The sequence below is a fragment of the Cephaloticoccus primus genome, assembly GCF_001580015.1.
Classification (GTDB): Bacteria; Verrucomicrobiota; Verrucomicrobiia; order Opitutales; family Opitutaceae; genus Cephaloticoccus; species Cephaloticoccus primus.
Genome location: NZ_LSZQ01000049.1, coordinates 1 through 23,635, shown reverse-complemented (window position 1 = coordinate 23,635; position 23,635 = coordinate 1). Strand labels below are relative to the sequence as shown.

Genomic DNA, 23,635 nt, shown 5'->3' with positions numbered 1-23,635 from the left:
GTTTTTAGGAAATTAAAGGCGTGTGAAAGGGGTGAGCAGCTCGGTGGCGAGCTGGCGGGCGCGTGCGTCGGCGTCGAGGACTTCGGCGAGCGTGAGCGGCTCCGCGTGTGGCAGGCGTTGAAGGGTCTTATCGACCACTTCGGGGATCGCAAGAAAAGGCAGCCGCCCGTCGAGAAAGGCGGCGACGGCGATTTCGTTGGCCGCGTTGTAGATGGCGGGCGCAGTGCCGCCCGCGTGCATGACTTCGTGCGCCAGCCGCAGCATGGGGAAGCGCGCGGTATCAATCGGGCCAAACTCCAGCACGAGCCTTTGGGTAAAACCGAGCGTGGGCTCCACGCCGCCCGCGCGCTCCGGGTACAGCAGCGCGTGCTGGATCGGAAACGTCATCGAAGGCGGGCAGAGCTGGGCGAGGATCGAGCCATCGGCGTACTCGACGAGGCAGTGCACGATGCTCTGCGGATGCAGGACGGCTTGGCATTGCTCGGGCGCGAGCCCGAAGAGCCACTGCGCCTCGATCAGCTCCAGCCCTTTGTTGGCGAGCGTGGCCGAGTCGATTGTGATCTTGGCGCCCATCGCCCAGTTCGGGTGCCGGAGTGCCTCGGCAGGCGTGACGCGTGCGAACTGCTCGGCGGGCAAGTCGCGAAACGCCCCGCCGCTGGCCGTGAGCAGGATCCGCTTCAGCCCGGGCGGTGCACAATGGGCAGTGCTGGCTCGCGTGATGTCGGCGGGGCTTGCATTTCGGGTGGCCGTTGCGGCCTGTTTGTCGGCGACCTCGCTCGGCGCAGCAGCGTGCGGCGTGCGCCGCTCAAGGCACTGGAAAACCGCGTTGTGCTCGCTATCGACGGGCAGCAGCGCGACGCCGCGCTCACGCGCGGCAGCCATCACAAACTTTCCGGCGAGGACGAGGATTTCCTTGGAAGCGAGTGCGATAGCCTTACCCGCCGCGATGGCCGCCAGCGTGGGCTCAAGCGCCGTGGTGCCGACGATTGCGACCAGTACCATGTCCGCCTCCGCAAGCTGTGCCAGCTCGCATAGTCCGCCGAGCCCCGCGTAAAAACGGGTGCCCGCAGCGAAGCGCCCGCTCGCGCGCGCCGCGCCGTAGGCCGCTTCGTCAAAAAGGCCCACGTGCTGCACGCTGCGGTGCCCTTGGGCGATTTTCGCGAGGCCCTCCCAGCCGCGCGCCGCCGCGATGCCGACGAGCTCCAGCCGGTCGGAGTGCGCCGCGATGACACGCAGCGCGCTTTCCCCAATCGAACCCGTCGCCCCGAGCAGGACGATGCGTTTGCGGAGAGGGGCAGTAGTGGTGCGAGCGGCCAAGGGAGTAAAAAACGCCGAGCTTGGGCTCCCCGCCCCGCCCCACGCAAGGGCACTCTGCATGAGTACCAACGCCCCCACGCGCGGAGAGAGGGCCGATCCTGACGAGCCGCCAGCGAGCAGCTCGCCCAAAAGAAGGGTCCTTGACCCCGCGGGGGGCGGTGGCGTGGCGCCACTTCCATTGAATTTGCGATTTTGCCCGTGCGCTTTGCGCCCAAACAAAATCGCAAATTTAACGGGCCATCCCCCCAGTCGCGTTGCGACTGGGAGAAAGACATCAAATGCGGATGGAGCGGCTACCCATTTGGGCGCGGCGAAAAAGTTGACGGGTTACATTTTCGACCCGACCTCAGGTCGGGAAGCTCTTACTGTGCGGTTTGCGTATCGCGCGGCACGCGCGATACGCAAACCGCACAGTAAATGGGTGCAGGCACCGCCTGCCGCCCCACGCGCAGTGGAGTCTTCGACTCGTCTTTTGGGCGAGGCCCGCGTTGGGGCCTTGTCGATGCGCTGCGGGCGATCAGTGAGTCCCACGCCGGTAAGTCACGAGGTAGTGGGCTGTGCCCGCCTTGCTGGAAAATTCGCTCGGCGCGGCGTCGCCTTCGAGTGCGAGGCATAGCCGCAGCCGGTCGCCGCGCAGTTGGACGATGCCCGGGAGCTTGCGCTGCGTGTTTGTGCCGATCTCGCCCCAAAGCGCGATTTGCAGCGGACTATCACAACCCTCTGCGCACGCTGTTAACGTGAAGCGGCCCGCGTCGGTGATTTCTCCGGCGAAGCGCACGCAGTAGCCGCCCTGCGCGTCGAACTGGATTTCCACCCGCGCCGCCGCCTCGGGCGGCATGGGCTGGCCGCCGAGCTCTGCCCGCACCAGCGCCCAAGTGCCTTGGAGTTGCCTGCCAAATTCATTCACGGTAATAGAAGTATCCTCATCGGAATGCTACGGCGTGAGAGGCGGCGAGTAGGGCACGAGCTTGGCCACGGGCTTTCCGGCCTTGGCCAGTACGATCTCCTTCCCCTCGGTAACTTCGGCGATGAGGCGCGAAAACTGCGCTTTCGCTGCCTGGATGTTGATGGGGGCGGAATCCATAGCGGGCCGAATCAGCCCCAGCTAGTCTGGACTGTCAAGTGGGCACGGTCTGTGGCCGGTTGCCAAGCAAGTCAGTCTGAAGGGCCGCAATGATACAGGGGGAGCTCAAGTAGCTTGGTCGGGATAGTACGTAGTGGCTTTTGTTTCACCGAAAAAGCCGAAGGCGGAGTAAGTAAGCGTACTATGCGTTTCTTCCGACTTCTTGGTATTTTATATTCAGTATTCTTATACACGAATTTACTATTATCTACCCCCCCCCCCGATTATAAGTGATATTAATGCAGTTCGTATTGAGGAGTCGAAGTGGACGAAAGACACGAACGTCGAAATCGTCGGAACGGAAAGGCTGACTTGGGATAGAGAAGTCAGGGGGATATGGATGGATCAAGAGAATGACTCAGTACTGCGCCTCCAAGGGAAGACTTTGACTGTAGGGGGTGGCGGGATTAACGTAAAATATAACGATATACGTCCGTATATAAGTAATGGACAGATAACTTCCAATGAATCCGCAATAGTGATTCACTCGGGAACCTACGGCACGGGTGAATTTACCGAGGAGGGTAAGCCGATTAACCTGGCTTTTTCACTTTCTGCAGTCATTCAGGATCACAAGGGGCACAAGGTTGGCCTGACCATCGCAGGGAAGCATCCCACAGGGAAAAGGGGGCAAGAGCGAGGCATAGTGGCCCTTGATGGGGATTGCTCTAATACTTATACGGGCGATACTATTGTTGATGGCGCATATAATGTACTTTACCTCCGTAAGGAAAGCGGGGCTACGGCCATAGCCGGAAATATCTATATCACAAATAGGTCTGCGGTTAGTATGTTTTTCAGTAACCAAATTTCTGACTCTTCAAAGGTGGTCTTGAGTAATAGGGCGACATTTATGTTCAGTACTTCTCCGGGTGAGAGAATCGAAAGAATCAGGGAGTTAATAGTCGAAAAGGGCGTTGGGATATTCAGTTTTGGGCATCTAGAAGAATCGATCAACGACAAGAGAACTCTCATTCTGGATGATTTGAATATAAATAATGGGGCTTCGCTGCGTATTATGCGTTGGGAGGAGGGGCGCGACTTCTTGCTCGTGCGGAAAAATAGCAAGCACCTCGCGGATGCGATGAAGAAGATCACAATCGACGGCTGGGCGAAAAATCAGGTCTACCTGAAAGACTACGATAAAGACTATTGGTCAATCGAAGCCGCCCCCGAACCGGCTACCTACGGCGCACTCCTCAGTGGGCTTGGGCTGGGTTTGGCGGTGTGGCGCAAGCGGCAGAAAGGGCGGCGCACCAACGAGTGCGCTACAAAATAAATGGGTCTGCGCCCCCCGCCCTCATGCGCAGCGGAGTCTTCGACTCGTTTTTTGTGCGAGGCCCTCGTTGGCGCCTCGTCGGTGGGCAGTATGTGCGTGCTTAGGAGAGTGAGGGGAGGGGCTCTGCGTGTGAGTATTTTTCAGGTGCGGCGGGCAGCGGGGCCTTGGTTTTGGCACCGAGTTTCTGGAGGGTGGCGACTTGGGAGTAGAGGCTGCCGCGGCCACTGTGGAGTTTGTTCATGGCGTTGTCGTAGCTGCTTTGTGCGGCGGCGAGCCGCGCGCCGATTTCCTCCAGGTCTTTGAGCAGACCGGCGAATTTGTCGTGCAGCGCGCCTGCGCGGTCGGTGATGGCGAGGACGTTTTTGTTTTGGCGGTCCTGGTTCCAGAGCGCGGCGATTGTCTTGAGTGTGACGAGCAGCGAAGAGGCGGTGAGCAGGACGACGCGTTTGTTAAAGGCGTAGTCGTAGAGGCCCGAGTCGGCTTGGAGTGCGAGCGCGAAGGCGGGCTCCAGCGGGATAAACATGAGCACGTAGTCGGGGGTGAAGAGTTTGCCGGTGTCCTCGTAGGCTTTGGCGCTGAGCTCGTCGATGTGCTGGCGGACGGCGCGCGCGTGTTCCCGCGTGGCGGCCTCGCGGCTGGGTTCGTCGCTGGCGTTGGCGGCGCGTTCGTAGGCGACGAGCGAGACTTTCGAGTCGATGACGAGGTGGCGGCCTTCGGGGAGACGCAGGATGACGTCGGGCCGCAGGCGCCGCCCATCAGCCGTGAGGAGCGATTCCTGGACGAGGTAGTTCTCCCCCTTGATGAGGCCGGCGGAGTCGAGCAGCCGCTCCAGGACGAGCTCGCCCCAGGCGCCGCGGACTTGCGACTGGCCCTTTAGCGCGGAGGTGAGCGCCTGGGCTTCGGTGCCGATCGTGCTGTTGAGCGCGCGGAGCTCGGCGAGCTGGGTTTTGAGCGCGCTGCGTTCGTCGCTGTCGGTTTTGTAAATATGGTCAACGCGTTCGCGGAACTCCTTGAGGCGCTCGCGCAGCGGGTCGAGCAGGCTGGCGAGCTGGCTTTGGTTTTGGGTGCTAAAGGTCTTGGCTTTTTCGTTAAAAATCTTGGCGGCGGCGGCCTCGAACTCGGTTTTCATCGTGGCGCGCAACGCGGCGATGTCTTCGAGGTACTGCTTCGCGGTGGCTTCGCGGTCGGCGAGTTTTTCCTCGGCAGCGCGCCGCTCGGCTTCGGCGGTGGCTTGCTGTGCGGCGAGCGCGATTTGCGCAGCGGTGAGTTGCTCGCTGAGCGAGTTGCGGGCTTGTTCGGCCGCGCTGAGTGCGCTGCTGAGCCGCTGGTTGTCGCTGTTTCGCTGGGCGAGTTGATCCGCGAGGATGTTGTTTCTCTGGCGGGCGAGTGCCCAGGCACGAGCAGCAGCGAGCGTGGCGACGGCGAGGGCTATGAGCAGGAGTTTCACGCGCTTAGTGTGTGAGCGGGCAGCTCGCAGGCTTCGACTGTTTTCGAATGCCCGTGGTATTTTCCATTCACGCTCGCGCGGGAGAGTTGCCCTGCGCGGGCGGCGGCAGGCGGTGCCTGCACCCATTTACTGTGCGGCCTGCTGTCGGGCGTGCCGCCCGGCGAGCAGGCCGCACAGTAGAAAGGTCCCGGCCATTAGTCGCGGTCGTTGACCGATTTTATGGGCGCGGCCTCGTTGGGCCGAGCTAGGACTGCGTTTACCGGTTAACCCAAAAAATCCGCCCAAATGGGTACACGCTCCATCCGCGTTTTGAGTTTCTTCCCAGTCGCAACGCGACTGGGGGAAGTCCCGTTAAATTTGGGAATCGTACTTCGTCGCGTAGCGACGGAGCCGATTCCCAAATTCAATGGCCCGTGGCGCCCCGCCACCGCCTCACGCGTAGTGGAAGGTGAGTGGGGGAGTTTTTCGGGGCGCAAAAAAGCGCAGTGCGAAATGCACTGCGCTCGTTGTTAAGTGACGCGGCCCACAACAAAAGCCGCGCCAAATGGAAGAGTCGGAAGACTCCTTAGAAGCGGAAGACCCAAGCCGCGCCGTAGACGATGGGGTCGAGGCGGAGCGAGCCGACCTTTTCGCCGTTAACCCGGATGTCGCTCTTGGACTCGATCCAGCGGGCGTCGACCCGCAGGCTGCTGCGCTCGGTGAGCTTGTAGTCCACGCCGACATGACCGGCGAAGCCCCAGGTCTCCTTGGCGTCGAGATCAACTCCAGATAGGGCGCCCGCGCTGCGGGTGTCGAAGAAGGTGGTGTAGTTAACACCGACACCGATGAGCGGGGTGAACTTGCTGGCGTTTACGAAGTGGTACTGCACCGAGAGGGTCGGGGGCAGCAGCTTCGTTTGCGCGACGTAGTCACCGCCGACCTTGACGCTGTGGCGGTAGGGCGTGGAGGCGAGGAGCTCGATCCCCAAGTTTTGCCACACGAAGTACTCAACGGCGATCGTGGGCTGGGTGTCGCTCTCGGTTTTGGCGCGCTGTCCGCCGACGGCGCTGCTGTTGCTGGCCTTGGGCGAGATGTTGTGCGCGCCGATGCCGACGGTCCAGGTACCGGCTGCTTGGGAGAAGCCAGTCGAGGCGAGCAGTACTGCCGAGGCAGCGGCTGCGAGTAGGGTTTTGATGGTGTTGGATTTCATGGTTTGCAGGGCCACTTGGATGCGTAGTTCCTCGCAGGTGCCAAGCAGGATTAATGATCTATTAATCCGTTATTAATCCAACTACTTGGTGTCGTAACTATTTTTATTTCAAAGTAATGGGCGACGGCTGGCTCCCGACCTACTCGCTTTTGGCGCGAAAAATGGCTTCGAGCGGCAGCCCGGTGAGCTGGGTAATCCCACGCAGAAGCTGCCACAGTGCGGCCATCATGATGGCGGTGCTGGGGAGCGCGATAACGGGCCAGCTCAGCAGGTTCATTTTGGCCAGCTCGGCGTTAAATTCGGGTGTGCCCGCGGGGCTTTGGAGCAGCCAGCGGGCGAGCGCGAAGTTGAGCGCGGCGCTAACCAGAAAGGAGGCCACGAGCCACTGGCCAGCGCGGCGCAGGAGCGCATCGAAGGCGGCTTTGGCGGCAGCGGGGCCGAGGGCCTGGTTGGCGGCGAGCGCGGCGTCCACTCGGGCGACGTCGATGATCTGCTCGTTGTAAACGAACTGGCGCACGAGCGGGCGCTTCGAGTGTGCGCTGGCCCAGGCGGCGGTGGCGATCAAGGCGGGGACGGCGGCTTCCTTGATGGCAAACCACAGTCCATCGACTTGCAGCAGGCCGAGCCCGCCGGTGAGCAGCACGCTGGCAAAGCCGATGATCGATACAAAGTTGGCCGTGCGCCGCTGCGCGAAATCCCAGAGCCCATAGCCGAGCGGGAAGAGCAGCGCGGCGATGAGGGCGAGCTCGGGGCCGAGCCGCTCGGGTGGGCTCAGCCTGGAGAGGATGAGCGAGGGCAGCGCGATGTTGCAGATCAGGTTGACGAGCAGGTTTTCGCGCTTGGGGACGGGCGCGTGCACAGGCGCGGCGGCGGTGAGCGTGTCGGCGTGCGGAGGCTCGGCTGCTGGCGCGGGCGTGTTTTGCGGATGCGGAAGGGCGGTGGACATGGGCGGGAGGATCGGGAGGGCGGGCGTCGATCAATGCAGAACGCCGCGCGCAGAAGAAACACACAAGCCTGCGCGTGTTTACGGTTCCCAGTGCGCGGATCGCTCGCGTAGCTTGGGCGGCAATCATGATCCTTCTTGGCCTCAATATTGACCACTGTGCGACGCTGCGGCAGGCGCGCTACCGTAGTGCGAATGCGGCGAGCGCGGCGCGCGCACTCGTCGAGCCCGACCCCGTTTCGCTGGCGCTCGCGGCCGAGGCGGTGGGGGCCGACGGCATCACGGCGCATTTGCGCGAGGATCGCCGTCATATGCAGGATGCGGATATCGCCGAACTGCGCGCGAGGATCGCCACGCGGCTGAACCTGGAGATGGCTTGCACGCCGGAGATGGTGAAAATCGCGCTGGAGCTGCGGCCCGACTCGGTGTGTCTCGTGCCGGAGTCGCGCGAGGAGGTGACGACCGAGGGCGGGCTCAATGTGGCGGGCCAGTTTGAGCGCGTGCGCGAGGTCGTCTCGGCGATGAACGAGGCGGGGATTGCGGCGAGTCTTTTTATCGATCCGGACGTCGTGCAGATCGACCTGGCAGCCGAGCTCGGCGCGCCTTGGGTCGAGCTGCACACCGGAGCTTACGCGAACGCGTACTACGAGCCCGCGGCGCGGGCGGCTGAGTTTGTGCGGCTGCGCGAAGGCGCCGAGCGCGCGCACGCGGCCGGGCTGCGCGTGAACGCGGGACACGGGATAAACTACGTGAACATCGCCGAAGTGCGGACGCTGCCGCATCTGCATGAGCTCAATATCGGCCACAGTATCATCAGCCGCGCGCTCTGGGTGGGGCTGGCCGAGGCCGTGCGCGAAATGCGCGCGCTGATGAATCCGGCGGGCGAGTTGCGCAGCACACGCGAGGGGCGTGTCCTCACTCCTGAAAAGTCAAGCGATGGCGCAAGCGGGCCGCGCGCTGTCTCCGCCGAGGCCGAGGGCGAGGAGGCGCGGGCATGAGTGCGCGGCTGCCTGCAGCTTCTTTTGGGTTTTCCCTTCCGGCGGGCGGGCGGGGCGGCCGCTTGGTCGGGCTGGGTTGCGATCTCGTCGAGGTGTCGCGGATCGCGCGGGCGATTGAGCGGCACGCAGAGCGTTTTTTGGCGCGCACCTTTACCGAAGAAGAGCGGGCGTACTGCGCTGCGCTGAAGTATCCGCACAAACACTACGCGGTGCGCTGGGCGGCCAAGGAGGCGGTGGCGAAAGCATTTACTACCGGGATCGGCGCCGAGCTGGGCTGGACTTCCGTGGGCGTTTATCACGGCGCGCGCGGTGAACCGCTCGTGCGGCTCGACGAAAAGGGTGCGGCCCTGCTGCGCGCAGTGGGCGGCACCGATGTGTTGCTCAGCCTTTCGCATACAGAGACGCACGCGATGGCCGTCGCCGCGATTGTGCAGCGAGAACAGGGGGGCGAGTGATGGACACCGCGTTTGATGATGATCCGCCGCGCGGCGTCGGCGACGGCAACGAACGGCCGCCCTCGCCCAAGCATCTTTCGAAGACGCCGTCCTGGATCATGTTGGGCTTTGTTATCGGGGCGGTTTTCGTCTTCTCGCTGCCTCGCCGCCAACCCGAGCCGCAGATCATTTACGTGCCCGCCGAGGAAAACTCGCATTCGCCCGTGCCGATGGCCGCTCGGCAAGAGGCCGACTTCACGCTGCTGGAGGCCGTGTTTGCCGAGTGGCAGCAATACGCCGTGTGGGACGACGATACGACGGAAGTTGCGCTCTGGGATAGCGAGTCGGGGCAATACACGCGGCTTTACGAAGTGCGGCGCGCAATGGGGGCCGCAGGCGAGGGCATCGTGTTTTACTATCGCTCGATCCCCGCGCTTACGCGGCCCCTGCTCACGCGCGGAGTGAGTGCGAGCGCGCCGCTGCTCTTCACCGAGCCCGACGCCCTGCGCAAAGCCTGGCTGCGCCAGCGAGACGAAGAAACCTGGGGCGCCATCCAGGAATCGATCCGCCAACTCTCCCCGCCCAAAAACGAAGCCCCACCCGCCCCCCAGCCCGCCTTTCCCTAACAGGGGGCCGTCACCCACCGTCAGACTCGGCTCAACCATTCCTCGCTCACCGCAATAGCGCGGAGCTTGATCTCATCTGCGGCCCCCGCTCACCGCTGGGCTGCACTCGGCGACGATGCGCCGGAGAAAAAGCCCGTTTCTCTTTTGTTTTGGCACGGATGGTGGAGGCGCCTCTTCCTCTCTCCATGAAGCGAATACCTCGCTCCGGAGAAGCAGTAGCGGCGGTGCCTCCCGTATCCTCGTCCGAGGCCAATGTCTCGTGCACAAACCGGGAGCTTGCAACTCTGCTCACAGGCTGGGCGCATCCGATTCTTTCGGCGGCGCAGGCGGCGGAGTTTGAAAGGCGGCTTTTTGCGGGGGATAAGAAATGCGAGTGGGCAGCGATGCAGGCGGCCGGCCGTGCCGTCGCACAAGCAGTGTGGCGTGACCTCACCGGCTTGGGGCCCCAAGTCAGACAGAAACCGCGGCTTCTCGTTCTCGCAGGCAAGGGGCACAACGGCGGCGACGCTCTGATCGCGGCGGAGGCGATTTTGGCCGAGCAGCCTACAGCGCACGCGGAGGTGTTTTTGGTACATGGTCTGCGCGCGTTGCGGCCGCTCGCTTGGCGGGCTTGGGCGACGCTACAGAGTCGCTTCCCGGATCGGGTCAGGCCGATTTCGGCGCGCGATTTATCGACACGAGTGAATGCGCAGGTGCGCTACACGCTGTGCCTGGATGGCGTGTTCGGGTTTCGATTTCGACCACCTATGGATGCGCGCGCAGTGGCTGCCGTAGCTGCGGTCAATGCGCTTCCGATTGATCTGCGTGCCGCTGTCGATCTACCCAGCGGGCTTAGGGCGTCGGCGACGGAGGGTTCGCGGCAATCGCCGCCTGTCGATGCCGCACCGCATACCGATCTTCCGGCGGCACAGGTCGCTGGCGGAGATGTCGCGGGGCCGGTTTTCCGGGCAGATTTCACCTACGCGACCGGATCGGTGAAACGCGAGGTCTTGGGCCGCCGCGAAGCAGGGCGCCTTCGCTACCTCGACCTCGGCTTTTTCAAGCGCGAGTCGTTTCCGCCGCTTCCGAGTGGGGCGTCGCTGGCAGGAGATTGCGTCCTTACCGAGGCGGTGCTGGCCCCACTGCGTGCGTGGCGCGATCCGCAGACGCACAAAGGGCGCGAGGGGCACGTGTTTGTGCTGGCTGGTTCGCGCGAGTATCCGGGCGCGGCCCTCATGTGTGTGCTCGCAGCCCTGCGCAGCGGTGCGGGGCTGGTGACGGGCTTCGTGCCCGAGTCGCTCGTGCCGAGCTTTGCCGCGCAAGTGCCGGAGGCCATTTGGGTAGGCTGGCCGGAGACGGAACGCGGCGGCCTTGCGCTGGAAGGGCAGTATTTATTGCGGGAGCGCATTGAGCGAGCGGTTGGCAGTCGGTCGGCGGGCGGAGCGTCGCTAGTGATCGGTCCGGGCATTGGCCGCGAGCGTGAGACCCAAACCCTCGTGACTGAGCTCGTGAAAGCGTACGGCCCAGTGCTTCCGCTCCTGCTTGATGCCGATGCACTCCAATCTGAGCTGATTAAAAACGCGAAAAGCCCGCTGATCCTCACTCCGCATGCGGGCGAGTTTAGGCGCATCGCAGGCACCGAGCCGACCGATGCTCACCTGCGCGAGTTTGCGAGCCGCGCAGGGGCAATCGTCGTTTTAAAAGGGCCAGTAACGCGGATTTGTGACGGCAGCGCAGTGGGTGCGGCAGCTGAACACTGCCCGAGTGAACGCCACTTGAGCAGCTTCAACCAGAGTCTGTACAGTGCCTCCATGCCGGTGGAGTCAGGCCGCCCTCGTAGCTCTCGCGAGAGCCCGGGCAGTGAAACCGTGCCTGTTGCGGGTGAGGTGAGCGCCCTCCGCGGCTTTACTCCCCCAAGTGATCGTACCGATTTTGCGCACGGTGAACCAGTGATCATCTACAGTCTCTTTGGCGACCCCGTGCTGGCCCGGGGAGGGAGTGGAGACCTGCTGGCGGGGATGATTGGGACTCAGCTCGCAAAACGACCCGAGGAAAACTGCCTCCAGGCAACCTGCCGCGCTTTAGCTTGGCACGGCCTCACCGCCGAAACCCTCTCCTTCTCCCAAAACCCGGAAACCACCCACACCGTCCAGCTCCTCAATCATTTGGGGGATGCACTAAGGCAAAATAAGACATTTTTTTCATAAAATGTCCTCGCCAAAGTGGGTTTTGGGACAGTCGCCTCTTTTTACGATGACCAGCCATTTGGCTTTTGACTGGCAGCGAAAAAGTCCATCGGACACTCAAACTAAATAAATGACTACTTCCTCTCCGTTTTCTGGTAAAAGTGCTGTTGCGAATAGCCCGTGGAGGGTACAGATCACCTACGTAGTGATAGGGGCCTTGTTTTTGGGTTATATAGTGATCAGGGCTTTACATGTGGGCGCTGTTTATGATGAGGTGATGACCATTGAAACTGCTGAGAAATGGCAATTTTGGGATATTTTAATAAATAGGGGGAGTCGCCATGCGAATAATCATGTTTTAAATACTCTATTGGTGAAGTCTTTTTTTTACATTGGCAATGTGTCCCTGTTCTGGGCGCGGCTACCTAATGTGATCTCATTCGCCTTTTATGCTTATTTTTTATACAAGATAGCCCTTCGGAATTTATCCACGGCTGTGGGGATTGGGCTCTTTGTGTTGGCCCTCGCTAATCCTTTTTTATTGGAGTTTTTCGGATTAGCGCGAGGCTATGGCCTGTCGATTGCGTTCATGATGGGTTCGCTTTATTTTGCCTCAGAGGATTTTAAGTCTCCTTCTGTTCGTAAGTTTTTGGCCAGCATTTTTTTAGCAGGACTGTCTGCTGTTAGCGTATTTTCCATGCTCTACTTTTTTCTGGCCTTGACCTTTATTTTAAATCTGGTGCCAGTTTTCAGGAAAGACGCAGCTTCTTTAAAAAAGGGGCTAGGGATTAGTTGTTCCGTGGGTGCGATATTTCTTTGTTTTATCCTTCCTGTCGTTTTTCGCCTTCATAAGTACGGACAGCTATACTACGGGGGTGTGCACGATTTTTATAATGATACTCTGTTTTCATTGGCTAAATATAGCTTGGGCTCTTTAGGTAATGAGTCTAATGTGTATCTCGCCCTGAATTTTCTTCTTTTATCTCTGGGAGTGACGGTATCGGCGGCACTTTTCTTCAAAAGAGAGTGGATTTCTTTAAGGAATGTCTTCGTTGGCCTAACCACTTTTTTAGTAGTGACGATTGTGGCGGCATATTATTTGGCTGGGGCTCGGTATCCGATTGATCGAGTGGCCTTGTTCTTGTATCCCCTTTTGGTAATTCTTTTTTGTTTTTGTTTAAATGACCTCGGGGGATATCTAAGAGGGGGTGTTATTTCTTTATTGGTGCTGGCTTGTGGTATCAATTTCACCTTGAATGCCAATTTTTACAAAGTTGGAGTCTGGGACTATGAAGCCCATACTCGTCAGATATTGGAGAAGGTAAACGAAGAGGGGCGGCGCACAGGGCGAACAGTTAACTTGGTGTGCTCCACGGTACTAGGTAAGGTTGTGGAGTACTATGTGAATAGCTGTAATTACTCCTATGTCCATGTCTTGGGAGAGGGCGCAGGTGCCGTTTCATACGCTGATATTGACTTTTATATCCTCTTCTCACGAGAGTTTGAGCCTCTAGAGGAAATGAAAGATGGGCTTTCCGATCCTTGGCGAGAGTTTCTGAATCCTTATAAAAAGGATGTGTTCTTGGAGTATCCTAAGGAGGATATTTATGTGTTAACGAATTTTCGTACGTCAGATTGAGCTGACTGGGCCGGGTTGAGCAGTTAGCGTCCTGGGGCAGTTATCACTGCGGTTTAGATTGTACGCCCGGGGATGGGCTGTGGGTCGACGAGGGTTTTTCTGTAGGGGGAAAGTGGGTTGGCGATACGGTTGACGAGGCGGGTCAAGGCAGCGGCGCCGATTTGCTCGTGGGGGACAGCCATTGAGGTGACTTGAGGCAGCCCTGCGGGTGGGGCGAGGCCGTCGAAGCCAGTTACGGCGCAGTCTTGCGGGACGCGCAGGCCTCGTTCGCTTAGGTCGGAGATGAGGCCGTAGGCTTGGTGGTCGGCGGCGCAGACCCAGGCGCTGACGTGATCTTTTTCCAAAAGCTGGGCAACGCGGTCGCTGACGGCGCGGGGGGCGAGTGGCGCAGCGGTTTGGTGCACGTTGAGCACCCACTTGGGGCGAAACTCCAGCCCGAGTGAAAAGAGGGCTTCTACATAGCCGCTGAAGCGGCGCGCGATCCAGCCACCCGCAACGGGGTAAGTCCACGAAACGAAGCCGATACGGCTGTGCCCGGCCTCGGCGAGGAGGCGGACAAGCTGAGCGATCGCGGGTGCGTCATCGACATCAATGATGTCCAGCTCGGTCTGCGCATAGCGCTCCAGAATGGAGACGAGCGGGAGGCGTCGTCTGAGTGCTGCAACTGTTTGGGCAGGGAAGGGGTGGATGAGGAGTGCGCCGCGCCACGCGTTGTTGCGGATCTGGCTCATGGCGCCTTGGCGGATGCGCCCGACGTCGAGCTCTTCGGGAGGCTGGTAACACAGGTCGAGAGTGACGCGCTCGACTTGGGCGCGGGCGCGCAGCCCTTTCACGATTTGCGAGTAAACGGTCATGCTCGTGGGATGATCGGGAATCCCGATGAGCGCGCCGACCGTAAGTCCGGCTTCGCGGCTTGATCCGCTCGCTTTATCCGCCCGGCCTCCGCGTGTCGGGCGGTTGCCGTGCGAGGCCAATCGTTCTGCGCGGGCGGCGAGTCGCGCATCCGAGAGCTGGTAGCCGAGCTCGGCGGCGAGTTCTTTGACGCGTTGGCGGGTCTCCAGGCTGATTGCGGGGTGGTCAGCGAGGCTGCGCGAAATGGTCGCTCGCGAGAGTTTCAGCCGTTCGGCAAGGAGGGCCTGGTTGAGCTTTGGGGACATAGTGTTGAGTGACTGTACCTTGAGATTTTGTTGCCTGAAATTTAATGCAACAAAAATGAAAAATTGCGTATGTTATTCGTAATTTAACGAATTTAAATTTTATCAAAATATTAATTAATAATAAGTTATATAAAAATAAATCCCTATTTTTAATGCAACAAAAAGGCTGGCTTTCGGTTGACCGCAACGAAGTGAGATTGGGATTTTGAGGCCAAGGTGCCGACCCTCATGAAGGGATGGCGCCTCCCTACCCCCCCCCTCGAAACAGCAACCACCCTTACTTCGTTATGACGCCTCCTCTGATCGTAGGCCGTGCTGCGCTTTTGGCGTTTGCAGGGAGCCTGATTTTCTCGCCGCTGAGCTCGGCGATTTTTGCCCAAGAGACTTCCTCCACGTTGGCCGATCAAGTGGCCGCCGAGCTGGAGAGCCCGCGCATCGGCCTTTCGGATGAGGCGTTCGTGCTGTCTCCGTTTACGGTGAGCACGAGCGCGGACAAGGGGTACCGCGCGACGAACAGTATTTCGGGCACACGACTCGACACGCCGATCCGTGAGTTACCGATGCCGATCGAGGTGATCACCGAGTCGTTTTTGCGCGACACGGGCTCCAGCGATTTGCGGCAGAGCTTGCGCTATAGCTCGGGGATCATCCTCCAGTCGCAAAACGACCAAGGCGCCAACGCGTTTTACGGCGCGGGCGGCGTGCACAATCCGGAGGGCGCGACGGCGAACAAGACGCAATCGACTTTCAAGATCCGCGGCTACATCACCGATGTGGTGTTGCGCGACGGGTACCGCCGCCAGAGTGCGACGGATTCGGTCAACATCGGGCGTATCGAGGTGATCCGCGGCCCGGCGGCCTTGCTGTACGGGATCGGCAACTTCGGCGGGATCGTAAACTACCTGCCGAAAACGCCAAACCTCGACACCGCAGAGACACAGGTCGGCGCGGCCTACGGGAGCCACGATTTCAAACGAGCCTGGGTCGACACGACGGCACCGCTCGGCGGCTCCGGCACGCTGGGCTATCGCTTGACGGGTGCTTGGCAAAACACGGGAAACCAGACGGAGCTCTACGATGAGGAGCACTGGTTTGCCTCGCCCAGTTTTGAGTGGAAGCCCTTTGCGAAGACCGACCTGTTGGTCGATCTGGAGTTTGGCGAGTCGCGCGAAAAAGGGCTCGGTTTCCAGAGCGTGCGTGCGCGCTCGGATGTCGATGGGATCGGTCAGGCGGATCGGCTCCAGAACGCAGGCTTCGTGCAGTTTGCGGGGAAAGACCCGCGCCGGTTTCGCTGGTCGGGGCCAGACACGTACCGCGACTCCGATCAATTTAACCTGCGCGTGCAGGGCTCCCAGGAGCTCGCGCGCAACCTGAACCTGCTCGCGGGCTACAACCACTCGCGGGTCGATTTCGACGTGCGCGACGTGAACGGTACGATGCGCCAAAACGTGGGCCCCGTGGACTTGCGCGACACGATCACGGTGCTTCCGCTCGATGTGGCCAACGGCGCAGAGTTCGCCCTCGGCCAAAGCCCCAACACGATTTTCCAATACCAGTGGAGCGACCTGACCGAGCGGTCCACTCGCGACCAGGTGCGCGTAGAGCTCAACTATGCGCTCAACCTCTTCGAGGAGCGCAAGTGGCTGGCGATGCGCAACAGCTTCCTCTTTGGCCGCTCGACCGAAAAGGCCGTGCGCAAGACCGCGCTGACCCGCAGCGCCGACAACACGTATAATTACAAGAGCCCGACCGACACTTCCTACATCCGCTTCGGGCGGCAGGGCGATGGCTCCGCCGACGTGCCGATGGTCGCGATCAACCGCACCGACAGCACCGCACGCAACACCGGTGACTACGCCGTGTATCAAGGGAAGTTTCTGGACGACCGCTTGATCCTCGTCGGCGGCGTGCGCAGCGACAGAAACGAAAACGCCGTCGGCAGCACCGTCTACCACCCGACGGCCAGCGAGAGCTTCGCGCGCCGCCCGGCCATGCGCGACACGACCGACCAGTTTGGCGCGATGCTTGAGCTCACGCCGCAGCTCAGCGTGTACGCGCTGCGCGCCAGCGGCATCCAGCCCAACTTCGACGGTCTGCGCGACGCAGCGGGCGATCCGCTCGGGCCGACGGTCGCCAAGAGCAAGGAGATCGGCCTCAAGGTCGAGCTGGCGAATGGCCGCATCTCGGGGACGATCAGCAAGTTCAAGATCAAGCGCTCGGGCGTGCCCTTCGGCCAATGGTGGATGCCTACACTCAAGGGCAACTTCGACTCCACGCGGCCGATCATCTACAACCTTAGCGACTACAGCCCCGCGAGCGTCACCGGCGTGAGCAACGGCGGAAATGGCGCGATGGACCTGGCGATTTCGCAGTGGAACGCGGCGGTCGCCAGCGGCGCGATTTACCAGCGCACGACCGGCGGCGTGCCCACCTGGTACGTCAACGCTTCGCAGGCGGAGGGCGCGGCCTACCTCGACGAAGTGATCCGTGTCAGCCAGGAGATCGGCGGCTGGGCCGGCTGGCTGTTCACGAGCGACGAACACACGAACAATGGCTGGGAAGACCGCGGCGACGGCGGCGGCGTGCAGTCCTACGTGCAGCAGCAAGACCAGTCGGAGGGCTGGGACGCGCAGATCCTGATCACGCCCACCGACAACCTCCAGTTCATCGTGACCTACGCGCACACCAAGCGCGTGATCACCCATCCGGGGAAATTCATCAAATACCCACACCCCGAAAACCGCTGGGCGCCGTGGTTTTACCCCGACGGCCAGTGGGGGCTCACCGGCTATCCGATTGAGGAAGTCTACACCGACCCGAGCGACACTTCGACCTGGACGGGCATCGGCTGGGGCGCGGGCCAGAGTCGCGACGACACACCGAAGCACTCGCTGAGCCTGTGGTCGCACTACAAAGTCGGCACTTGGGCAGGCCCGCTAAAAGGCCTCGAAATCGGCTTCGGTGGCCAGTGGGAGTCCGAGCGCGAGTACTTCTCGGGCATCTCCGTCGCGGGTCAAAAACAGACCAACAAGGACGGCAAGCTGATCACCCTAAAACACAAGGCGCGGCTCAACCTCGACCTGATGCTGCGATACCCCTTCGAGATCGCGCAGCGTCAAGCCTACGCACAGCTCAACATCTACAACCTGCAAGACGACCGCGACCTCTACGGCCTGATCTACGCGCCGGGTCGCAGTGTGCGGCTCGAAGTCGGGCTTAATTTCTGAGCCTGCCCGGGAGGGGGTGGCCCCGACGGGTGGGGCTTACCCGTTCGGGCGATTTTTTCGGTTTCGCAGTTTTCCTCACAGGTCGAGTTTTCCACGCGCGAAAAACGGGCGCGGAAACTCTGCCTGTGAGAGGCGCCCGAAGTCGCCAGCCTCTGAAACCGCTGGCGCCTGCGAATCCCCGAGGCTGCGCAGGCGAGGCCCGCTTGATCGTGCTCCGCTCTGTTTGTTCGCAGCGAAGCTGCCCCGGAGTCGCGCTCCTGAACCTGCTCCTGCTGCTTTTCCCAAAGTCTTATCCCGATAGCCCCATCTATCCCCTCCACACTTCCGATGCTCTCGATTGATTTCCGCCGCGCCGCCGCCGCTCATAGGCTCGCGCTTCCGCTGCTCGCAATCCTCTGCGCGGTGTGCGCCGTGTCTGCGCGCGCGACCGATTCCACAGCGACTCCGGCAAAGTGGGGTGCGCTTCTTTGGCACGACGAGTTTGATCAGCCTGTGGGCTCGGGGCCGGATGAAAGTCGTTGGACTTATGCCTTGGGCGACTCGGGTTGGGGAAATGCAGAGCTCCAGTGCTATACCGACTCGCGCGAAAATTCCCTTGTCGCCGCCGATCCCGAAGCCGGCGACGGACGGGTATTAGTCATCCGTGCGCTGCGCGATGAGGTTGGGCGCACGACCTCGGCGCGGATTACTACGCGCGGAAAATTCGCAGTGAAATTTGGGCGAATCGAAGCGCGACTCAAAGTTCCCAAAGGGCAAGGCATCTGGCCGGCCTTCTGGATGCTGGGCGAAAATGAGGCCGAGCACGGCTGGCCACACTGCGGCGAAATCGACGTCATGGAGTTACTCGGCCACGAACCGGAGCGCGTTTATGGAAGCCTGCACGGCCCGGGATATTCGGGCATCGATTCACTCACCGGATCGGTGAGGCATGCCGCAATGGGCGGGCAGTCGCCCGAAGGCGATTCAGGAGAGAGCATCGTGGCGGATTTCAGCAGCGCGTATCACGTCTTTGCCGTCGAGTGGCGGCCCGGGCGGATCGAGTGGTTTTGCGACGGCCTGCGTTATCACGTCGTAGATGAGTCCGAGCTGCCAGAAGGAGCACACTGGGTTTTCGACGAGACGCCGCACTTCCTCCTGCTCAACCTCGCCGTCGGCGGCAAGTGGCCCGGCTACCCCGATGACACAACCGAATTCCCTCAGGAGTACCGCATCGACTACGTGCGCGTTTACGCGGCCCAAGATTAGTTGAATCTGTCAATTGATTGACGAGCCGTCAGCGAGGGGCATCGGCAGATGAAACGGGTCGAAGACACGCGGCCAGGCGGGAGGGCGAGCCGCGCGCATAATGAAAGAGTCGAAGCCCCCACGTGCAGTGGTGCTTTGCGGGCTGGTCTTGGGCGGGGGAGTGGTGGAGCCTCTGTGCGATGAGGATTTACTTCATGGGGATTTGTGGGACGGCGATGGGGAATGCTGCGTTGCTCGCGCGTGCCAGCGGCCACGAGGTGTTGGGCAGCGATGCGGGCATTTATCCGCCGATGAGCGAGGTGCTGCGCGAGGCGGGCATCCCCATTTACGAGGGCTACGATGCGGCGCGTCTGGAAGGGCTGGCACCCGATCTCGTGGTCGTCGGCAACGCGCAGTCGCGCGGAAACCCCGAGGTGGAGTGGCTGCTCGATACGCGGAAGCTGGCTTACACGTCGTTGCCCGCGTGGCTGGCGGAGTTTATCCTGAAGGGGCGGCGGCCGGTTGTCATCTGCGGCACGCATGGGAAGACGACGACGACGGCACTGACCGCATTTTTGCTGCGCGGGCAAGCAGCGGGGAAGCGCGAGCGTGCGGAGACATGCGTGGGCGAATTCGATCCGGGTTTCTTGATCGGCGGCGTGCCGCTCGATCCGCCTGTGGGCCAGCATCTCGGCAGTGCAGGGGCGCCGTTTGTGATCGAGGGCGACGAGTACGATAGCGCGTTTTTCGACAAGCGCAGCAAGTTCGTCCACTACGCGCCGCAGGTCGCAGTGCTGGGTAATCTGGAGTTCGACCATGCGGATATCTTTCGCGATTTGGCGGATGTGCAGCGCAGTTTTAGGCACCTCACGCGGCTGGTGCCGCGCAGCGGTTGGGTAGTGCTCAACGGGGACGACGAGAACCTCGCCGCACTGGGGCCGATGCCGTGGACGCGAGTCGTGCGCGTGGGGCAGTGCGCGAGCTGCGAGGTGCGGATCGTGGATTTCGAGGAAGATGCAGCGGGCGCGCAGTTTTCGCTTTTGTGGAAGGGGGCGCCGTGGGGGCAGCGCGTGCATTGGGCGCAGCCGGGCTTGTTTAACGCGCGCAATGCAGCGATGGCGGCGACGGCGGCCGCACTCGCCACGGTGCCGGACTCGCCTGCGCGGCTCGACCTTTCGCCACTCACGCGCTTCCGCGGAGTGAGGCGGCGGCAGGAGCTGCGCGTGAACTTGCCCGCGCTCAAGGTGATTGAAGACTTCGGTCACCATCCGACTGCACTGGGGGAGACGCTGCGCTCGCTGCGGGCGCGCTATCCGGAGCATGCGGTTTACGCCGCGTTTGAGCCGCGCAGTAACACGGCGCGAACGAGCGTGCTGCTCGATGGGTTTATCGCCGCACTGGCCCAGGCCGATGGCGTTTACCTCGGTGCGGTGGCGGAGTCGCGGATCGCAGGCGAAGCGCGTTTTGATACGGCGCGGGTGATTGCCGAGCTCGCAGCAAAGGGCGTTCGCGCACAGACGGCAGCGGCGAATGCGGAGCTGCTCGCGCGGATGAAGGCCGAGCTGCTGGACTCGTCGCCCAACCCGTTAACCGCAACGCGCGCCGAAACGGGTGGGCCGCGCTTGCTCGCGTTTTTCACCAGCGGGTCTTTTGACGGGATCATTGCCGACTTCGTCGAGGCCGCGAAGGCGAGCCGTTGCTGCGCCGTCCAGTGAAAGAGTCGAAGACTCCTCCCACTGCGCGTGGGGCGGCAGGCAGTGCCTGCACCCATTTACTGTGCGGCTTGCTGTCGGGCGTTCCGCCCGACGAACAAGCCGCACAGTAGAAAGGTCCCAATCATTAGTCGGTGATTCACCGGTAAATCGCTTCATCTCTCCCCAATAGGCTCCATTCGCGTTTTGAGTTTCCTCCCTGTCGCAATGCGACAGGGGAGCTTCCGTTAAATTTGCGATTTTGCTTGGGCGCGCAGCGCACGGGCAAAATCGCAAATTGAATGGCACGTGGCGACCCGCCACCGCCCCACGCGTAGTGGGGCCATTCCTCGTCAATCGGTTGAGCGAAGGCTCTAGTGGTGCTGGTGGTAGGAGTCGTGCCACTTGTGCAGGCACAGCCAGCTCAGGCTGATGACGGCGGTGGCGAAGAGAAAGCCGAGCAGGCAGGTGAGCCCGGCGGTGGCGAAGAGTGCGGCGTACTTGCCTTGGCCGCTGAAGATGACGGCTTGGAAGCCGAGTCCGCTGCCGCCGTTTACGGAGCTGCCGGCGGTGTAGTCGCCCACGAGCGCCCCGATGGGGGCGAGAATCGCGGCGATGCGCAGGCCAGTGAAAAAGTACGGGAGCGCTCCGGGGAGCCGGAGCCGGAAGAGCGTTTGCCATTTGGTGGCGCGGTAGAGTTTGAAGAGCTCAACGAGTCCGCGGTCGGTGGAGATGAGCCCCTGGGTCGTGTTTACTACGAGCGGGAAGAAGCACATCATGAAGGTGATCACGACGACGCTGGGCAGCCCCGGGCCGACCCACAGGACGAGGATCGGCGCCATGATGAGGATCGGCGTCATCTGGAGCACCATCATGTAGGGGTAGAGGCTCGCGCGGATGAGCCGCGAGAGCGACAGCAGCACTGCGCTTAGCAGGCTGAGGGCGACGGCGAGCGTGAAGCCGAGGAGCGCGCCCTTGGTGGTGTTGAGAATCGCATGAGCGAGGATCGCGAAGTTATCGCGCAGGGCGGCGAGGATCTCGTGCGGCAGCGGGAGCAGGAAGCGTTGCGTGGGCGCGAGCAGGTGCCACAGCGTGTACCAAAGGGCGATTACGACGGGGCAAGTCGCAGCGGGGGCGAGGATATTGCGAAATCGGGTGGGCATTGGGCGAGTTGATTGGCGTGGCGAGGGCAACCCTTGAGGAAATAGGGGCGAGTGGCGGAGGCGGCGTTGCTGCGGTGGGGGGGGAGGTCGGCGGGCGCGGGCGGTGCGTGTCGTCTGGGCGGCGCTGTATTTGCGCGTGTGGCTCAGGCCTGTTGCTCGACGCTGCGCAGCAGGCGCGAGACGTGGGTGACCTGGGCCTGGTAGGCGGGGCTCAGCCGCGTATCGGCATTGCGCAGCCGGGGCAGGTTGATGGCGACTTCGTGGGCGAGCCGCCCGGGCGCGGCACTCATGACGAACACGCGGTCGGAGAGAAAAACGGCCTCGGCGACGGAGTGGGTGACGAAGATCGCACACCAGGCCTGCGCAGCGTGGAGGGCGAGCAGCTCTTCTTGGAGGTGCTCGCGGGTCATCTCGTCGAGCGCGCCAAAGGGCTCGTCGAGGAGCAGCAGTTGCGGGTTGAGCGTCAGGGCGCGCGCGATTGAGACGCGCATCTTTTGGCCGCCGGAGAGCTCGTGTGGATAGGCGCGCGCGCGCGCGCTGAGTTTTACGCGGGCGAGGAGTTCCCGCGTGTCGGTGCTCGGGAGAATTGGCGCGGTGGACGGGGGCGTGGCACGGGTGGTGCCGCGCGGCGCGGATTTGAGCTTTCGGGGGAGGGCGACGTTGTCGGCAACGTTGAGCCAGGGCAGCAGCGTGGGCTCCTGAAAGATGAAGCCGACTTCAGCGTGAGAAGCGATTTCGAGCGTGCCGCGGGTCAGCGGGATGAGGCCGGCGATGAGGCGCAGGAGCGTGGATTTTCCGCAGCCGCTCGGGCCGATCAGGCTGAGCACTTCGCCCGCACGTGCGCTGAGGTTGATCGAGTCGAGGACGGGCGGGCCGTCGCCGTAGCACTTGGTCACGCCGCGCAGCGTAAGGGCAGCGGCCTCTTTTAGTCGGTGAGGCGGAGTCGCGGCCTTGTCTTTGGCCGCCTCGGCTGAAGCAGGGCTCATGTCCTTGGGTTATGACATCACTCTCAACCGCTTGTTTCCTTTTACTTTAATCTGTCGAGTGCTTCGCGCGCCTGGAAGAAACCGGGAGCGAGCGCGACGGCAGCTTCGTAGGCCGCACGTGCGGCGGCAGTGTCGCCCCGGGCTTCGGCGATTTGGCCGAGCCGCCAGTGCACTTCGGCGTGGTTGGGCTCATCGGCGCGCGGCTGTTGGTCGAGGCAGGCCCGCAAGTGCCGGGTGCCGCGCTCAAGCTCGACCCGGTGCTCGGCGGCCAGGTGGCCAATGGCGTAGTGCGCGCGGTAGTTGTCGGGGCTCTGGCCGAGGAGCTGCTCGTAGGCATCGATAGCGTCGGCGAAACGTTTTTGGCGAACGAGGAGCCGTGCGAGCGCGTGTGTGCCGCGGTCAAAATCGCGGGCGCGAACTTCCTCCGCTTGGGCTTGGGCCTTCGCCATGCCGCCGCCTAAAAAACTGGGGGCCTGGCGGTAGTAATCGACCAAGCCGATGCGGGCTTCGAGATTCTCGGGGTCGAGCTCAACGGCGTGCTCAAGTGCGGCGCGGATTTTTCTCGCGAGGCCGGGCTTTTCAAAAAGCGAGGCCTTGTCGATAGCGGCGGCGTAGGCCCCGCCGAGCTCGGCGAAGTAGCCAGAGTTCGCCGGATCGAGCTCGGTCGCGCGGCTGAAGTGCGTGATGGCGGCCTTCTCGTCGCCGCGCTTCATGGCGATGCGACCGAGGTAATAGTGGATGCGCGGATTGTTGGGCTCGCTGCTGCGGTCAAGCGCTTCAAAGGCAGCGCGCGACTCAGGATAACGCTGCGATAAAAAGAGCGCCCGCGCCTTTTGAAATTCGGCTGAATCGGCGGCGTGCAAAAACGGAACAAAAGCCGCGAGGCCGAGCAGCAACCCGCAAAGGCGGGCGGCAAAATGGGCAGCGAAAGGGGAGCGAGTCATATCGCGGCAAAGCCTGCGCAACGTAACTGCAGGCAAACAACCCCGAAAGGCACCCGCGCGGCTGGAAGGCTCCACTGCGCGTG

The 23,635-nt window shown here is 61.9% G+C and carries 19 protein-coding genes; 9 read left to right on the top strand and 10 right to left on the bottom strand.

Going from position 1 to position 23,635, the window contains the following annotated elements; translation table 11 throughout:
* Nucleotides 1-12: 12 nt before the first annotated feature.
* The 3 genes from dxr to AXK11_RS09485 form a co-directional block, all read right to left on the bottom strand.
* Nucleotides 13-1,317 (bottom strand): 1-deoxy-D-xylulose-5-phosphate reductoisomerase, encoded by a 1,305-nt coding sequence (dxr, locus tag AXK11_RS06385; protein WP_068630447.1) that lies wholly within the window; start codon nucleotides 1,315-1,317, stop codon nucleotides 13-15.
* 517 nt (nucleotides 1,318-1,834) lie between these two features.
* Nucleotides 1,835-2,224: a TIGR03067 domain-containing protein gene (locus tag AXK11_RS06380; RefSeq protein WP_068630444.1), complete on the bottom strand. Its 390-nt coding sequence runs from the start codon at nucleotides 2,222-2,224 to the stop codon at nucleotides 1,835-1,837.
* Nucleotides 2,225-2,251: 27 nt separating this feature from the next.
* On the bottom strand, nucleotides 2,252-2,401 hold the full coding sequence (locus AXK11_RS09485; RefSeq protein WP_082780977.1) for a type II toxin-antitoxin system Phd/YefM family antitoxin: 150 nt from the start codon (nucleotides 2,399-2,401) through the stop codon (nucleotides 2,252-2,254).
* A 379-nt stretch (nucleotides 2,402-2,780) separates the two neighbouring features.
* On the opposite strand from AXK11_RS09485, the gene AXK11_RS06375 reads away from it, so the two are divergent.
* Nucleotides 2,781-3,719, top strand: coding sequence for a PEP-CTERM sorting domain-containing protein (locus tag AXK11_RS06375; RefSeq protein WP_082780976.1), 939 nt, complete (start codon nucleotides 2,781-2,783; stop codon nucleotides 3,717-3,719).
* Between the two features lie 100 nt (nucleotides 3,720-3,819).
* Here the strand turns inward: AXK11_RS06375 and AXK11_RS06370 are convergent, their stop codons facing one another.
* From AXK11_RS06370 to AXK11_RS06360, 3 genes are all read right to left on the bottom strand, one after another.
* On the bottom strand, nucleotides 3,820-5,166 hold the full coding sequence (locus AXK11_RS06370) for a DNA recombination protein RmuC (protein ID WP_068630439.1): 1,347 nt from the start codon (nucleotides 5,164-5,166) through the stop codon (nucleotides 3,820-3,822).
* 565 nt (nucleotides 5,167-5,731) lie between these two features.
* Nucleotides 5,732-6,355, bottom strand: a complete 624-nt coding sequence (locus AXK11_RS06365) for an OmpW/AlkL family protein (RefSeq protein ID WP_068630437.1) — start codon at nucleotides 6,353-6,355, stop codon at nucleotides 5,732-5,734.
* 139 nt (nucleotides 6,356-6,494) lie between these two features.
* On the bottom strand, nucleotides 6,495-7,301 hold the full coding sequence (locus AXK11_RS06360) for a VC0807 family protein (protein ID WP_231865781.1): 807 nt from the start codon (nucleotides 7,299-7,301) through the stop codon (nucleotides 6,495-6,497).
* Between the two features lie 74 nt (nucleotides 7,302-7,375).
* Here AXK11_RS06360 and AXK11_RS06355 point away from each other — a divergent pair, with 74 nt between their 5' ends.
* The 5 genes from AXK11_RS06355 to AXK11_RS06335 all read left to right on the top strand — a co-directional run bounded on the left by AXK11_RS06355 (nucleotide 7,376) and on the right by AXK11_RS06335 (nucleotide 13,160).
* Nucleotides 7,376-8,296: a pyridoxine 5'-phosphate synthase gene (locus AXK11_RS06355; protein WP_231865780.1), complete on the top strand. Its 921-nt coding sequence runs from the start codon at nucleotides 7,376-7,378 to the stop codon at nucleotides 8,294-8,296.
* Nucleotides 8,293-8,751: a holo-ACP synthase gene (gene acpS / locus AXK11_RS06350; RefSeq protein ID WP_082780974.1), complete on the top strand. Its 459-nt coding sequence runs from the start codon at nucleotides 8,293-8,295 to the stop codon at nucleotides 8,749-8,751. Before AXK11_RS06355 ends, acpS begins: the two co-directional genes overlap by 4 nt.
* Entirely contained in the window at nucleotides 8,751-9,356 is a 606-nt protein-coding gene (locus tag AXK11_RS06345; protein WP_068630435.1) for a hypothetical protein, read from the top strand. Before acpS ends, AXK11_RS06345 begins: the two co-directional genes overlap by 1 nt.
* 185 nt (nucleotides 9,357-9,541) lie before the next feature.
* Complete coding sequence (locus tag AXK11_RS06340; protein ID WP_156469231.1) at nucleotides 9,542-11,542, top strand: bifunctional ADP-dependent NAD(P)H-hydrate dehydratase/NAD(P)H-hydrate epimerase; 2,001 nt, start codon at nucleotides 9,542-9,544, stop codon at nucleotides 11,540-11,542.
* 109 nt (nucleotides 11,543-11,651) lie between these two features.
* Complete coding sequence (locus tag AXK11_RS06335; protein WP_068630432.1) at nucleotides 11,652-13,160, top strand: ArnT family glycosyltransferase; 1,509 nt, start codon at nucleotides 11,652-11,654, stop codon at nucleotides 13,158-13,160.
* Between the two features lie 53 nt (nucleotides 13,161-13,213).
* Here the strand turns inward: AXK11_RS06335 and AXK11_RS06330 are convergent, their stop codons facing one another.
* Entirely contained in the window at nucleotides 13,214-14,317 is a 1,104-nt protein-coding gene (locus AXK11_RS06330; RefSeq protein ID WP_068630430.1) for a LacI family DNA-binding transcriptional regulator, read from the bottom strand.
* Between the two features lie 287 nt (nucleotides 14,318-14,604).
* Here AXK11_RS06330 and AXK11_RS06325 point away from each other — a divergent pair, with 287 nt between their 5' ends.
* The 3 genes from AXK11_RS06325 to AXK11_RS06315 all read left to right on the top strand — a co-directional run bounded on the left by AXK11_RS06325 (nucleotide 14,605) and on the right by AXK11_RS06315 (nucleotide 20,483).
* The gene (locus tag AXK11_RS06325; protein ID WP_068630429.1) at nucleotides 14,605-17,544 is read left to right on the top strand and encodes a TonB-dependent siderophore receptor; all 2,940 of its coding nucleotides are present in this window, start codon (nucleotides 14,605-14,607) and stop codon (nucleotides 17,542-17,544) included.
* A 327-nt stretch (nucleotides 17,545-17,871) separates the two neighbouring features.
* Complete coding sequence (locus AXK11_RS06320) at nucleotides 17,872-18,789, top strand: glycoside hydrolase family 16 protein (protein ID WP_068630427.1); 918 nt, start codon at nucleotides 17,872-17,874, stop codon at nucleotides 18,787-18,789.
* 179 nt (nucleotides 18,790-18,968) lie between these two features.
* Entirely contained in the window at nucleotides 18,969-20,483 is a 1,515-nt protein-coding gene (locus AXK11_RS06315) for a UDP-N-acetylmuramate--L-alanine ligase (RefSeq protein ID WP_068630424.1), read from the top strand.
* Between the two features lie 350 nt (nucleotides 20,484-20,833).
* Here the strand turns inward: AXK11_RS06315 and AXK11_RS06310 are convergent, their stop codons facing one another.
* The 3 genes from AXK11_RS06310 to AXK11_RS06300 all read right to left on the bottom strand — a co-directional run bounded on the left by AXK11_RS06310 (nucleotide 20,834) and on the right by AXK11_RS06300 (nucleotide 23,552).
* Entirely contained in the window at nucleotides 20,834-21,622 is a 789-nt protein-coding gene (locus AXK11_RS06310) for an ABC transporter permease (RefSeq protein WP_068630422.1), read from the bottom strand.
* A 143-nt stretch (nucleotides 21,623-21,765) separates the two neighbouring features.
* A complete protein-coding gene (locus tag AXK11_RS06305) occupies nucleotides 21,766-22,608 on the bottom strand; it encodes an ABC transporter ATP-binding protein (RefSeq protein ID WP_082780972.1) in 843 nt (280 codons plus the stop codon).
* Nucleotides 22,609-22,649: 41 nt separating this feature from the next.
* Entirely contained in the window at nucleotides 22,650-23,552 is a 903-nt protein-coding gene (locus AXK11_RS06300; protein ID WP_068630420.1) for a tetratricopeptide repeat protein, read from the bottom strand.
* Nucleotides 23,553-23,635: the final 83 nt, after the last annotated feature.

Excerpts from the sequence above, each read along its gene's own strand:
- AXK11_RS06315 (WP_068630424.1), top strand. The coding sequence starts at position 18,969 with ATGAGGATTTACTTCATGGGGATTTGTGGGACGGCGATGGGGAATGCT.
- AXK11_RS09485 (WP_082780977.1), bottom strand. The coding sequence starts at position 2,401 with ATGGATTCCGCCCCCATCAACATCCAGGCAGCGAAAGCGCAGTTTTCG.
- AXK11_RS06375 (WP_082780976.1), top strand. The coding sequence starts at position 2,781 with ATGGATCAAGAGAATGACTCAGTACTGCGCCTCCAAGGGAAGACTTTG.
- AXK11_RS06345 (WP_068630435.1), top strand. The coding sequence starts at position 8,751 with ATGGACACCGCGTTTGATGATGATCCGCCGCGCGGCGTCGGCGACGGC.
- AXK11_RS06305 (WP_082780972.1), bottom strand. The coding sequence starts at position 22,608 with ATGAGCCCTGCTTCAGCCGAGGCGGCCAAAGACAAGGCCGCGACTCCG.
- AXK11_RS06330 (WP_068630430.1), bottom strand. The coding sequence starts at position 14,317 with ATGTCCCCAAAGCTCAACCAGGCCCTCCTTGCCGAACGGCTGAAACTC.
- AXK11_RS06300 (WP_068630420.1), bottom strand. The coding sequence starts at position 23,552 with ATGACTCGCTCCCCTTTCGCTGCCCATTTTGCCGCCCGCCTTTGCGGG.
- AXK11_RS06310 (WP_068630422.1), bottom strand. The coding sequence starts at position 21,622 with ATGCCCACCCGATTTCGCAATATCCTCGCCCCCGCTGCGACTTGCCCC.
- acpS (WP_082780974.1), top strand. The coding sequence starts at position 8,293 with ATGAGTGCGCGGCTGCCTGCAGCTTCTTTTGGGTTTTCCCTTCCGGCG.
- AXK11_RS06365 (WP_068630437.1), bottom strand. The coding sequence starts at position 6,355 with ATGAAATCCAACACCATCAAAACCCTACTCGCAGCCGCTGCCTCGGCA.
- AXK11_RS06320 (WP_068630427.1), top strand. The coding sequence starts at position 17,872 with ATGCTCTCGATTGATTTCCGCCGCGCCGCCGCCGCTCATAGGCTCGCG.
- AXK11_RS06340 (WP_156469231.1), top strand. The coding sequence starts at position 9,542 with ATGAAGCGAATACCTCGCTCCGGAGAAGCAGTAGCGGCGGTGCCTCCC.
- AXK11_RS06335 (WP_068630432.1), top strand. The coding sequence starts at position 11,652 with ATGACTACTTCCTCTCCGTTTTCTGGTAAAAGTGCTGTTGCGAATAGC.
- AXK11_RS06325 (WP_068630429.1), top strand. The coding sequence starts at position 14,605 with ATGACGCCTCCTCTGATCGTAGGCCGTGCTGCGCTTTTGGCGTTTGCA.
- AXK11_RS06360 (WP_231865781.1), bottom strand. The coding sequence starts at position 7,301 with ATGTCCACCGCCCTTCCGCATCCGCAAAACACGCCCGCGCCAGCAGCC.